At 60.3% G+C, this 12,059-nt stretch carries 10 protein-coding genes; 8 read left to right on the top strand and 2 right to left on the bottom strand.

Features of this window, described 5'->3' with window-relative positions; genetic code table 11:
- The 3 genes from ACWI8T_RS05495 to ACWI8T_RS05505 form a co-directional block, all read left to right on the top strand.
- Nucleotides 1-875 (top strand): ADP-dependent NAD(P)H-hydrate dehydratase (locus tag ACWI8T_RS05495; protein ID WP_449138237.1); only part of this gene is annotated, 875 nt, incomplete at its 5' end.
- 277 nt (nucleotides 876-1,152) lie between these two features.
- Nucleotides 1,153-1,749, top strand: coding sequence for an HdeD family acid-resistance protein (locus ACWI8T_RS05500; protein WP_449138238.1), 597 nt, complete (start codon nucleotides 1,153-1,155; stop codon nucleotides 1,747-1,749).
- A 126-nt stretch (nucleotides 1,750-1,875) separates the two neighbouring features.
- The gene (locus ACWI8T_RS05505) at nucleotides 1,876-3,213 is read left to right on the top strand and encodes a hypothetical protein (protein ID WP_449138239.1); all 1,338 of its coding nucleotides are present in this window, start codon (nucleotides 1,876-1,878) and stop codon (nucleotides 3,211-3,213) included.
- A gap of 228 nt (nucleotides 3,214-3,441) precedes the next feature.
- On the opposite strand, the gene ligA is transcribed toward ACWI8T_RS05505, so the two are convergent.
- Nucleotides 3,442-5,763: an NAD-dependent DNA ligase LigA gene (gene ligA, locus ACWI8T_RS05510; protein ID WP_449138240.1), complete on the bottom strand. Its 2,322-nt coding sequence runs from the start codon at nucleotides 5,761-5,763 to the stop codon at nucleotides 3,442-3,444.
- 190 nt (nucleotides 5,764-5,953) lie between these two features.
- Between ligA and ACWI8T_RS05515 the strand changes: the two genes are divergently transcribed.
- Entirely contained in the window at nucleotides 5,954-6,331 is a 378-nt protein-coding gene (locus tag ACWI8T_RS05515) for a histidine kinase (protein WP_114615595.1), read from the top strand.
- A 245-nt stretch (nucleotides 6,332-6,576) separates the two neighbouring features.
- Here ACWI8T_RS05515 and ACWI8T_RS05520 read toward each other — a convergent pair whose 3' ends face one another.
- Nucleotides 6,577-7,335, bottom strand: coding sequence for a sulfite exporter TauE/SafE family protein (locus tag ACWI8T_RS05520; RefSeq protein ID WP_302886324.1), 759 nt, complete (start codon nucleotides 7,333-7,335; stop codon nucleotides 6,577-6,579).
- Nucleotides 7,336-7,476: 141 nt separating this feature from the next.
- On the opposite strand from ACWI8T_RS05520, the gene ACWI8T_RS05525 reads away from it, so the two are divergent.
- From ACWI8T_RS05525 to ACWI8T_RS05540, 4 genes are all read left to right on the top strand, one after another.
- A complete protein-coding gene (locus ACWI8T_RS05525) occupies nucleotides 7,477-8,226 on the top strand; it encodes an aspartate/glutamate racemase family protein (RefSeq protein WP_281668475.1) in 750 nt (249 codons plus the stop codon).
- Nucleotides 8,227-8,441: 215 nt separating this feature from the next.
- Nucleotides 8,442-9,494 carry an aminotransferase class IV gene (locus tag ACWI8T_RS05530; RefSeq protein ID WP_449138241.1) on the top strand — a complete coding sequence of 351 codons (1,053 nt, stop codon included), beginning with the start codon at nucleotides 8,442-8,444 and terminating at the stop codon, nucleotides 9,492-9,494.
- Nucleotides 9,495-10,676: 1,182 nt separating this feature from the next.
- Complete coding sequence (locus ACWI8T_RS05535) at nucleotides 10,677-11,687, top strand: dipeptidase (RefSeq protein ID WP_449138242.1); 1,011 nt, start codon at nucleotides 10,677-10,679, stop codon at nucleotides 11,685-11,687.
- 104 nt (nucleotides 11,688-11,791) lie between these two features.
- A partial coding sequence (locus tag ACWI8T_RS05540; protein ID WP_449138243.1) for an FAD-dependent oxidoreductase occupies nucleotides 11,792-12,059 on the top strand: 268 nt, incomplete at its 3' end.

Here is a 12,059-nt window from a genome sequence, read left to right on the forward strand (position 1 = left end):
GCCTTCTTCCCGACGACAACAAGTACACGCGCGGTTTGTGTGAACTCGTCGTGGGCGACCCGATTTATGCAGGTGCGGGTGTGCTTGCCGTAATGGCTGCGACGCGCATGGGCGCAGGCTATGTTCGCGCCTACACAAGCTTCGAGACCGCTGCCGCGCTGCGCGTGGTGCAGCCGTCGTGCGTCTGCCAACCCGTTGACACGTTTGTGGAGCATCGTCATGCGGCGTGCGAGGGGCGCCCGTGCGCCGTTGTCGTAGGAAGCGGCTTTGCCGTAAGCGATGCGGCGAAGGCAACGGTGCTCGATGTGCTTAGGCTCACACAGGCGCCCGTGCTTGTCGATGGCGGCGGGCTTGCGACGCTTGCAACCGACGAGGGCGCTTCCACGCTGCGCGAGCGCTTCGTCGCGGGGCTTTCTACGGTTATTACCCCGCATAGGGGCGAGGCCGACCGCATTCTTGCAACGCTCAATACTGAAGAAGTCCAGGCATCGAGCGCTCGTTGCGAAAAGAAAGGCATCCCGGCGGCGGCGTTTGACGCACTGCTTATTGCAAGGGCCTTTGGCGTGATATGCGTGCTGAAAGGCCCCGATACCTATATCGCCGACGGCAATGAGGAAAGCGCCGATGATGTGCTCGTGCTTACGTGCGGCACGCCGGCGCTCGCGAAGGCGGGAACGGGCGACGTGCTCGCAGGCTCAATTGGCTCACTGCTCGCACGTGGCATGGAACCCAAAGATGCCTGCGCCTTGGGCGCGTTCGTGCACGCCCGCGCCGGTGTGCTTGCCGCTGCCGATTCTGCCGAGCTGTGCGTGACGACGGAAGACGTGCTCGCGCACCTTCCGCATGCTATTCGTGCGCTCGACAGGAAACTGTAGAAGTTGGCAAACGCGACGATTCATCAGCTTGACTGCCTTTTGGTGACGCGGCGTGCGATCGCCGATGAGGTTTCCCCAATGCGGCGATTCGGCCTTTGCTCTTTTTGCTTGGAGAGGCCTGTTTTATCCGATCGTTGCACGGGCCCCTCGAATTTCGCGCTTCGGTTTCCGATGTATTCGATTTGGAAACAACCTGCGCAAAACTCGTGCGTGCGACGGGAATTGGTCACATACTCGAACCATGCCAAATAAGTGGCTTGAGCGTAAGGAGGCTGCGATGGCAAACGACAACATTCAAGTAGAGGTGCTCGATTCGAGCAGCGAGTTCCGCCCCGGCCGAAAGGGCGGGTCGGTCAATTGGATGCAACTGCTTTCGGGCGTGCTGATGTTGGTGTTCGGCCTTGTGTGCGTGTTCTGCCCGTTCGAGGTGCTCATGGGCATTTCTGCGATTATCGCCGTGTGCGTGATTGTCGCTGGTGGCATTGGCGTTGCTTCGTATGTGCGCTATCGCAACACGCTGTTTTCGCAAAGCGTATGGAACCTGTTCTTCAGCGCCATGATCGTGCTGCTCGGTGTGCTGCTGCTCATGTTCCCCGCGGTTGGTATGGCGACGATCGCGTGGGTTTTCGGCATTGGCGTCGTGCTTTTCGGCGTTGTTCAGCTTGTCGCGGCACGCCCGTTTTTCCTGGTGGGCGCAGGCCTTGGTTCCATGGTTGGCATTTCCGGCATCGCTGAAATCGTGCTCGGCGTGCTTATTTGCGTGTTCCCTTCCTCGATTGGCCTGTTCCTGGGCTTGTTCGCCATTGTGCATGCCGTCGACACCATCGTGTTCAGCCTGCCCATTGGGCGCGATCGCACGAATACGCTTTGGTAGGGGCGCCTTCGCCAAGCTAGCCTTTTCATCAGGAATAGCGCGCAAATTTGGGCCATGGGGGTCTGCCGCGAATGCGGGCGTTGCTGCATGCTGTAAGGCAGCAACCCACGCAAAGGAGGCCAGGCCATGGAAGAGATGTTCGCCATCAAGTGTCAAAATTGCGGCGGCCCTATGTATTCCCACCAGGCGACGCGATGCTTCGATTGCGCATATTGCGGAACGAGCGTGCCGTGGGAGGCTGGCGGGCAGCAGCCGGCGGACACCGTTGGCATTCGCCATCAGCCGATTCAGATGGTCGACGGCCTGATGAAGCTGACTCACGTATCGCAGCTTGAGCCTGCGAAAGATGCCGATTGGTACTATTTCGAGCCTTACTGGCGCAACTCGTCGCTGCTCGAGTGGCTTTTCCAAGAAGACCGAGGAACCGCCGAAGAGCTTGGGCAGGCGACGCACGTGAGCATTCCGTGCCCCTTCTGCGGTGCCGCGTTTGAGGGCGAGTCGACCCAGAGCGTGTTCGAGTGCCCTTCGTGCGGCAATAAAATCGGCGCGGGCGATTTGCTCAAGCCTGGTAAGTTCAGCAAGCGCCTTACGATGGGAACCGGTGCGGAATACGTTCCTGAGCAGGCGATTCCATGCAGCATTTCCGAGCAGCAAGCCCGGGCGAATGCCCTTCAACTCGTGCGGCAGTACCCCGAGGTGTTCGCCGGCCACGCGGTTGAAGAGGCCATTCGAAGCCAGATGGTGCTCATGTATATCCCCGTCGCGCTTGCCGATTTGCGCATGATGGTGTCGTTCCCCGGCAAGGGAATGAAGAAAGAATCGCTCGTGTACTACGAGGTGCTCGATTGGCCGTATCCCAAAACGCACTACGTCGATGTGCCTCTCATGGGTCTTCTTGAGCCGTGGGATTTCTCGAAGGTTGTGCCGTTCGACCCCGCCATGGAAGAGGGAAATTTCCGCATTGTGGCGGTCGAAGGGATTCAAAAAGACAGCGCCGTCATCGACAAGCTCGCCTATTCAATCGCGGGCAACGACGCCGAAAGCGCGTTCGGCTTCAGCAAGAACAGCATGCGCCAGTGGTCGCGCAAGGTGAGGAAGCATGAGTCGGCGCTCATGCTCGTGCCGGTATTCTATGTCGACCGCCCGATTTCCGATGGCCGCGAGGGCGAACAGGTGCGCATTGCCGTGAACGGGCAAACGGGCCGCGCGGCTGCCGTCGTGTTCGACGAGAAGCGAGACACCCATGTGGTTGCGCCGCTGAGCCCGAGCGTGCACCTGTCGAGCGAGAGCACCGTGCATGCGACGCCTGTCGAAGTGCGTTACGTGAAATCGCCCTTCCTTTACGAGATTGTTCGAATTGGTGGCAACGCGGCGGCCGTTGGGGCCACCGCGGCGAGCCAAGGTGCGCTTCGTGAGGAAAAGCGGAAGCGCAAGGGGCTTCTGAACAGGCTTTTCGGAGATTAATCGAAGAACAAGCACGGGTGCGAAGCGTTGGGTGCCCAACGCGCGGGAATGAATCAGCGCGAAACGCCGCCGACGCCTGGTTGGATGACGGCGTTCGTGTGCGGGGCCCCAAAGACGCGAGGGCCCTACGGCATTCGCGGCCCCTTCGTCTTGCTTGGGCGAGGTGTGTGGCGTTCGCTTGGACACGCTCGCGCGAGCACGATGCCGCTGACGGGCTGATGCCTGTCGCTACGCCTGCGGCGCGACCCCCGTGGCGAGCACTTCTTCCATCTGGGCCTCGCCAAGCACGGCGACGCCGAGGCTTTCGGCCTTCGTGAGCTTTGATCCGGCATTCGCTCCAGCCACCACGAAGCTCGTCTTTTTCGAAACCGAGCCCGTGACTTTGGCGCCGAGCGCTTTCAGCGCTGCGCCCGCTTCATCGCGCGTGCGGTTTTCGAGCGTGCCAGTGAGCACGAACGTGAGTCCCGCGAGCGGCTGCGATTCTGCGAGCGATGCGTCAACGCCGGTTTCCTTCGCCGCGCGTGCTGCTGCATCGCTTGCGTTGTCTTCGAGCGGGAACCCGGCCGAGCGCAAACGCTCGATGACCTCAAGGTTCTCGGGCACGGCCAAGAACTGCTTCACGCTTGCGGCGATTTTCGGCCCAATGCCATCGATTTCAGCGATGTCTTCTTCCTGAGCGGCTATGAGTGCGTCGATCGAGGGGAATTTCGCGGCGATAACTTCGCCGACGCTTTTTCCAACGTGGCGAATGCCCAGGGCGAACAATACGCGGCCAAGCGGCTGCTGCTTTGATTTTTCCAGCTCATCGTGAATTTTCGTCGCGGTTTTCGCGCCCACGGGAATGGGGTCGCCCGCCTCGATGCCGCGCTTGGCGTTGGCTGCCGAATAGAAGCGACCTGTGTCGAGCGTGGCGATGTCTTCGACGCTCAGCTTGTAGAAATCGCTCACGTCGCGCACGAGCCCGGCTTCGAGCATCTTGTCGACGATTTCCTCGCCCAGGCCGTCGACATCCATGCAGCCGCGGCTCACCCAATGCAACAGACGCTCCTTGGTTTGCGCGGGGCAATCCATCGACACACAGCGATAGGCGACCTCGCCTTCGTCATTCACCACAGGGCTGCCGCATGCGGGGCAGTGCGCGGGCATATTCCACTCAACGGCGCCAGCAGGGCGCTTTTCCAGCACGGGGCCAACAACCTCGGGAATCACGTCGCCGGCTTTATGCACCACGATGGTGTCGCCCACGCGCACGTTCTTGCGGCGAATCTCGTCGATGTTATGCAGCGTGGCGCGCGCGATGGTCGAGCCGGCTACGGTAACGGGGTCGAATTCGGCGACCGGCGTGAGCACGCCAGTGCGGCCCACCTGAATGCGAATTTCGCGCAGCACGGTCTGCTTTTCTTCGGGCGGGAATTTGAATGCGATGGCCCAACGCGGCGCGCGGGCGGTAAAACCCAGGTCAGCTTGTTGCTCGAACGCGTCGACCTTCACCACCACGCCGTCGATATCGTAATCGAGGTCGACGCGATGGGCGAGCGCGTTCGCGCAGAACTCATGCACCTCGGCAGGCGAGGTGCAGCGTTTTGCGTTGGGGTTAACCGAAAAGCCCGCGTCGCGCAGCCAGTCCAAGAACTCGCGTTGCGAATGCACGTGCAATGGGTCAGTGCTTGCGACGGCATAGAGGAACGTGGCCAAATCGCGTTTGGCGGTGACTTTCGGGTCTTTTTGGCGAAGCGAGCCTGCAGCGGCATTGCGAGGGTTCGCAAACGGTGCGCGCCCTTCCGTGTCGGCCTCCTCGTTCAGGCGCGCGAAGCTGCCCTTGGGCATATAGACCTCGCCGCGCACCTCGATGCGCGCGTTGCGATCGGCGCCCATGTGCGCGAGGCCTGCTTCTGCCAGGTGCATGGGCACGTCGCGAATAGTGCGCACGTTGAGCGACACGTCTTCGCCGGTTGTGCCGTCGCCGCGCGTCGCCGCGCGTACGAAGGCGCCGTTTTCATACGTGAGTGCCACGCCCAAGCCGTCGATTTTCAACTCGCAGGTGTATGCGGCCTTGCCTGTGCCTAGCGCGTCTTCGGCGCGCTGCAGCCATTCGTCGAGCTCGGCCAAGTCCATGGCGTCGTCCATGGAATACATGCGTGCCATATGCGTGACGGGTGCGAACTGCTCGCCCACGTAGCCGCCCACGCGCTGCGTGTAGCTGTCGGGCGTGACCAGGTCGGGGAACTTTGCCTCGATGCGTTGCAGCTCGACGAGTAGCTTGTCGAAGGCGGCGTCGGTGATTTCCGGCGCGTCGAGCGCGTAATAGCGATAGGCATGGTAGTCGAGCAAGTGGCGAAGCTCGGCCGCACGTGCGGCAGCCTGCGCGTGTTCGGGCGCCTTGGCGGCGGTGGCGACGTCCTCTTTGCTCAATAGCTTCGCTTCTTTCGCAGCTCGACCTGCGTTTTCCGTCAAAGCCACGGCGTCTTCCGCGCGCTTCGAGTCGCCCTTGCCGAGCGCGTTCTCATTTTCGCTGGCCACTTCAGTATCGAAAAGGCTTGCCTGGTCCATGCCGTCTCCCTTGGCGTAGAATTAAACGGCTATCAGGGTACCACCAACCCCCGCGCACTCGCCGATTTGCGCTGAAAAGCAATGAATTTCGAAGCTCGCGCGTCGGTGCGCTATACTGCTCGTATCTTTTAGTAATTATTGGGTGCGGAAAAGGGTGCCGCACGCGAGCGAGATAGGGAAGGTTTCGAGCATGCAAGACAGGCTGAGCACATACGACGAGAAGGTTCTTCGCCGGCTTATCCAGCTCGAGACCGCGCGCAGGCAGGAAGGTCGCCAGGCGCCGCTTGCGTTCATCAAGCGCGACACCGAAGCGGGCGCGGCTATGCGCCGCCTCGACCAGATGGGCATGATTGGTGCCATCTACAAAGAGGGCAACCCCTATGTGGTGGAAGTGCTCGCGAAGGGATATTCCTATGTGGGCTACATCGATTCTGAGCGCGCCGAGATTCAGCGAATCGAGCGCCATCGTCAAGAAGACCGCCGCCACGATTGGCTCGTGAGCGTGTTCACCGTGCTTGTGGCCATGGTGGGCGTGATTGCTGGTTTCCTTATTGGGCATTTCATCTAGGCAATCGGGCGTTTCGTTTAGACGAATTCGCTCGGTTGCCCGCGGAGCGACGAACGGCCGAGGCGGATATTGAACCGCCTCGGCCGTTTTTTTGGTTTGGAATTCGTGGGGCTCGCGGGCTTATCGAGCAAAATGCCGTTTTCGCGAGGCTTCTTCGCTCGCGACTTGTGAAGGGAAATGGAATCAATCGGGTTTGCAAGGGGGCACCGTAGGGTGCAACTCGCCCGAGTTTGAAAATCGCGATTCTAAAACACCAGGTCGTAAAGCACCTTCACGAACAAGAGCGCGAGCACGACGAGCATGATGGGGCGCACGACTTTTGCGCCGTTTTTCACGACCAATCCCGAACCCACATAGCTACCGGCAATCGCGAACGCCGAAGCAATAAGGCCCAGGCCCCACCAAACGGTGCCATTGGCGGCGAACGTCACGAGCGCGGCGACGTTTGACGCGAGGTTTGCGCACTTCACTTCGCCGTTCGCTTCGCGCACGGGCAGCTTCGCCGCCGCCGTGAATGCGAGCAGCATGAACGTGCCCGTGCCCGGTCCGTAGAAGCCGTCGTACATGCCGATGAAAAACGACGAAATGGCGATGATGGCGATCTGCTTTTTCGTGGAGATCGTGGCGTCGGCGGGCACGTCGAGCGCGCGCTTGCGCAGCACGAAAAACGCGACCACGGGCAGGGCGAACACCATAATCATCTGAATGACGCCGTCGGGTGTGTGCAACGCAACCTTCGCGCCGATGGCGGAACCTGCGAGCGCGAAAATCACGGCGGGAATTGCGAGTTTGATTTTGATGAGGCCGCTTTTTGCGAAGCGGGCCGTCGCAACGACGGTGCCAATGGCGCTCGAAACCTTGTTGGTGCCCAGCGCGACGTGCGGCGGCAGGCCGGCTACCAGGTACGCAGTGAGCGAGATGAGCCCGCCGCCTCCCGCAATGGCGTCGACGAGCATCGCCAGAAACACAAGCGGGCACACGATGAGCAGCGTTATGGGGTCCATGGATTCCTTACCGTATCTTTACTGTTGCAATGGCATTGAAACCTTGCGGATTATAATTCATGGCAGCAAACCGAGGAAGCTGGGCGGGCGAGCGGCGCGAAAGCGCAGCAAACCGCCAAACGGTAGGAAAAGAGGCTTCGTATGGGCAACGAGAATTACAAGAAGCTCGGAATTATTGGCGGATTGGGTCCGGCGGCAACGGCGACCCTGTTTGCGCGCGTTATCGACCTTACCGAGGCGGAAACCGATCAGGACCATCTCGATATCACCATTTTGAATCGTCCGCAAACGCCTGATCGCACGGCGTTTATTTTGGGTAAAAGCGATGAGTCGTATTTGCCGCCGTTGCACGAGGCTGCGCTTGAGTTGGAAGATTTGGGATGCGAGGTGCTCGCCACTCCGTGTGTGACTGGGCATTATCGCAGCGACGAATGGTCGGCTGGTCTGCAAACGGCGCATCTGGTGCACATGCCGCGCGAAACGGCGCGCTATTTGGCTCTTGCGGGCAAGCGCTGCGTGGGCATCATGGCGACCGATGGCACGGGGCACGCGCGCGTGCTGCAAAACGAGCTCGAGGCATATGGTCTGAAAGCGGTGCTGCCCGATGCCGAAAATCAGGCGAAGGTCATGAGCATTATTTACGACGACGTGAAGCGTGGCCGCCCCGCAAACATGCGCGCGTTCGACGAGGTGAGCGCCCATTTGCGTGAGCAAGGGTGCGACAGCGTGATTCTGGGCTGCACCGAGCTTTCTGTGATTAATGCGCCCGCGAAATCGCACGGCATGGTCGTGGTCGACGCCATGGAAGTGCTTGCAATTCGCAGTGTTCAGGAATGCGGCGCCCCTGTGAAGTGGGATCATACTGCGCTCGACAACGTATACGGCGAATAACGTCGGAGCGGTTCGACAAAACCCCGGCCCGGGCCCTTCGGGGCACAGCAACACCCTCGGGCTCCTTTGGAGGCGAGACGGGTCGGGCGGCTTTCCGAAGGCGCCTGATTGGCAACCCTCGGGACCTGTCCGCATTGCGGGCAATGCTCCGAGCGAGTGCCGCCCTGCTTGACCGTTCTGTGGCCGTCCATTTTTTATGCTTCGAAAGGAATTCCGTGGAAACGAAAACCATATGGCTCGATGGCAAATTTGTGGCGGCTGCCGAGGCAACGTGCGCGATTTCGTGTGCTTCACTTATGGACGGTATGGTCGTGCTTGAGGATGCCCTCTTGTTCAAAAACGAGCGCGGCGGCTTCGTGTTTCGTGTGGACGACCATGTAAAGCAGTTCGAACGTTCGGCGAAAATCGCGCACATCGAACTGCCGCACACCTCGGGCAAGCTCGCAAAAGCCGCTCTTAAGGTCGCGAAGGCGAGTGTAGCCAACGGGTGCGACGAAGGTATTGTGCGTTTCATCGCGTATTTCGGCGGCGCGGCTCCAATCGACGGCTCGCTTCCTTTGGGCGGACGGGCGAGCGTTGCCATATTCTGCATGCCGTTTTCGGGCGAGGCTAAATCGATTTCCGCAGGAAGCGATGCGTGCTCCGGTTGCGGCGACTCGCTTCCCGGCGCCGACGGGTCATTCCGCGATGGCGAAGGCGCTCATTCGGGCGAGCGCGGTTTATCGTGCTCCGATTCCGAAGTGGCCACCGCGGGAATCTCCTCGTGGCGTGCGATTTCGAACAACGCGTTGCCGCCGCAAGCAGAGCTTGCCGCGTCTCGTGCGAATGCGGCATTCGCCTTGCGCGAGGCGAGGCAGCGTGGCTTTGACGAGCCGATTCTTCTGAACGAAGCGGGCGACGTATGCTCCGGTGCACGCAAAACCGTGTTTGCCGTACGCGATGGCGTGCTCTCCACGCCGCCCCTCGCGTGTGGTGTCCGCGAGTCAGTCGAGCGTGACACCGTGATCAACTTTGCCATGGATCTCGATGTCCCTATCGTTGAAGAACGCATGACGCGTGCCGATCTTTGCATTGCCGACGAACTGTTCTTGTGCGATGCGGTGCGTGGCGTGATTCCGGTTTCTTCGATTGACGGCTGCACGATAGGCAAGCCTGGAAAAGCGGGTCCAAAGCCAGGCCCCATAACGAAGGCCATCCAGGAACGCTGCGCGAAAATGATGGCGGGAAAGCTTGACGAATATGCGGCGTGGCTCGCTCAGGTTGAGTAACACAGAGTTAAACGGTTTGGGCCGGGTTTTTGGCGCAGGCTGGGCGGTTCGGCTCGACCAGGCAAACGGTTCGATTCAAGCAAGCTGGTCGATTCGGTCCAAGCCGCGTGGCCAGGCCGAAAGATTCGGGATGGAAGAGTCGGGCAGAGGGGGCCGTGTTCGGTAAGCGACCCGAACGAGTGGGTCGGGAGAGCGGAGCGAACGGTCAGGCCGGGCGTTAGGTTGAGTAGCCTGATTCGGAGCCTTCGGCACGGGCTGGGCACTTTGCTTTGGTCTAGGTCGGGCATCTTGATTCGGATTGGATGGTTCGAGTCGATCGGATAAATCGATCGGCCAGAATCGAGCGGCCTTGGCCATGCGATTCCGATCGGGCGCGGGCGGTTCGGGCCGGTCGCATGGCCGTGGTTTGCTCGGGGGTCAAGCAGCTGCGAGCTATTCGGAGCCAAATTCTGATTTTGGTCCCGAAAAACGATTTCCTGGCACAAATTTGCGGTTGTGAACGATTTCATGAGCTCCATCGTGTTTGGAAAAATGCATAACCCCAGTTCACGGAATTCCTAAGGTACGGAAGGCTCTTCCTGAGACATCCGTCATCGTTCACAACCGTAAATTTGTGCCAGAAAAAGGGAAATTGGGACAAAACGAGAGCCCTCGCAGTGGATAGGGCCCGGAACGTAGGAGGCCGCGCTGCTTGCCGGGCTTTTGAGCGAGGCGAACGTGCTGAAAGGCCCTGTAGGCAAACGGCGTGCCAATTGCTCCGAAAGAGTCTGCCTGCGTGCCAGGCGGCGCGTTGGTCGCTGCGCTTGCGAGTGAGCCGAACGCGTTGAGAGGCTCCATGGGTCCGTCTCGCCAATTGCGCTGAAGGCTTTCGCCTGCGAGTGGAGCGGTGTGGTGGTGTTGGGCCCCCGGCCAATCAGGCGGCGTGCTCATGGAGCGCTCATAGTGTTGGGAACCCGCCGCTATACATCGAGTGGCATGCTGGTTTCGCCAGGGGAGTTTGCCTGCGAGCTATTCTCATGAGCCGCGTGGCGCCCGTCGCTTCGGAAAAAAGCTCGCCGTGTTGAAAAACGGGGCTATCATGTCCGATGATTGAACGAACGCACCAATGCGGGGTGCCGGCGCCGAGCGGTGCACCGAGCAGCATCTTGCCCGTTCGGCCGCATCGAGCAAAGGAGAGCAACTATGCCATTTGAAACCGCACCGACTTATATTTTCGACCTGCATTGCGACACGCTCGATAGGCTCGCCCTGCATAAGTCGTTTCCCGACGCTGGCTTCATGGAGCAAGACGCTGCGATTCCTGATGCGCGCATGTCTTCGCTCGCGAGCAACGATTGCCATATCGCGCTCGATCGCATGGCGAAGGCCCAGTATGCCTGGTGCCAGTGCTTCGCGGCGTTCATTCCCGACCATATGCCGGCCGATTGGGGCTGGCAGGTTTTCTGCGCCGTGCACGATTTCTTCCAGTCTCAGCTTGCCGAGCATGCGGCGCTCATTGAACAGGTGCACGACGCTCGCGATATTCGCGGCATTGTCGATAATGGGAAATGCGCTGGCATGTTCGCGGTCGAAGGCGGCTCATTCATCGAGGGTTCGCTCGATCGCCTGCACGCAGCTGCCGACGCGGGCGTGAAAATGCTCACGCTCACGTGGAACGGCAAAAACGCCATCGCGTCGGGCAATGTTACGACCGATGGGCTTTCGACGTTCGGCGCCCAGGTGGTGCGCGCTATGGAGCAGCGCCGCATGGTGGTTGATGTGTCGCATTTGAACGACACGAGCTTCTGGGACGTGGTGAAGGCGAGCTCACGCCCGTTCGCGGCGTCGCATTCGAACTCGCGCGCCGTGTGCGGCCACCCGCGCAACCTTACTGACGATATGTTCCGCGCGCTCGCCGACCGCGGCGGCATTGTGGGCTTCAATTTCTGCCGAGATTTCGTGCGAGAAGACGGCGCCGATCCTACGCGCGATGACGTGTTGTTCCACATCGACCATTTCCTGAAACTCGGCGGCGAGCACACTATCGCTCTTGGCAGCGATTATGACGGCTGCGATGTGCCGAGTTGGCTCGAGCCTGCGCAGCGCGTAGGCGAGCTGCATACGCTGTTCGCGCATGAATTCGGCGCCGAAATCGCCAATGCCATTTGCTTCGAAAACGCTGCGGCGTTCTTCGAGCGCAACGAGACGCTGTAGCGCCCCAACGCCCATTCTTCCATTTGACCAAATTCGCCCAACGGTGTCGCGGAAAAAAGTTCACTGATGTAGCATTATGCCGTTACCGTCGCTAGGAGGGCTCCATGCGCGAAGTGGATGTCGCTATTGTGGGAGCGGGCGTTGCGGGCTGTTGCGTGGCTCGCGAATGCGCCCGTTTCGCATTGAAAGTTGCAGTGTTTGAGGCCGGACTCGATGTGGCCGATGGCGCCACGCGTGCAAACAGCGGAATCGTGCATGCGGGTTACGATCCGAAGCCCGGCACCCGTAAGGCGCGCTATAACGTAGAAGGCGCGAAGTTGTATCCGCAATGGGCGAGCGAACTGGGATTTCCCTATATCAACAACGGATCGA

This window comes from Slackia sp., from assembly GCF_977041755.1.

Bases quoted from the DNA above. Each gene is read 5' to 3' on its own strand.
- ACWI8T_RS05520 (WP_302886324.1), bottom strand. From the start codon at position 7,335: ATGGACCCCATAACGCTGCTCATCGTGTGCCCGCTTGTGTTTCTGGCG.
- ACWI8T_RS05515 (WP_114615595.1), top strand. From the start codon at position 5,954: ATGCAAGACAGGCTGAGCACATACGACGAGAAGGTTCTTCGCCGGCTT.
- ACWI8T_RS05525 (WP_281668475.1), top strand. From the start codon at position 7,477: ATGGGCAACGAGAATTACAAGAAGCTCGGAATTATTGGCGGATTGGGT.
- ligA (WP_449138240.1), bottom strand. From the start codon at position 5,763: ATGGACCAGGCAAGCCTTTTCGATACTGAAGTGGCCAGCGAAAATGAG.
- ACWI8T_RS05505 (WP_449138239.1), top strand. From the start codon at position 1,876: ATGGAAGAGATGTTCGCCATCAAGTGTCAAAATTGCGGCGGCCCTATG.
- ACWI8T_RS05535 (WP_449138242.1), top strand. From the start codon at position 10,677: ATGCCATTTGAAACCGCACCGACTTATATTTTCGACCTGCATTGCGAC.
- ACWI8T_RS05500 (WP_449138238.1), top strand. From the start codon at position 1,153: ATGGCAAACGACAACATTCAAGTAGAGGTGCTCGATTCGAGCAGCGAG.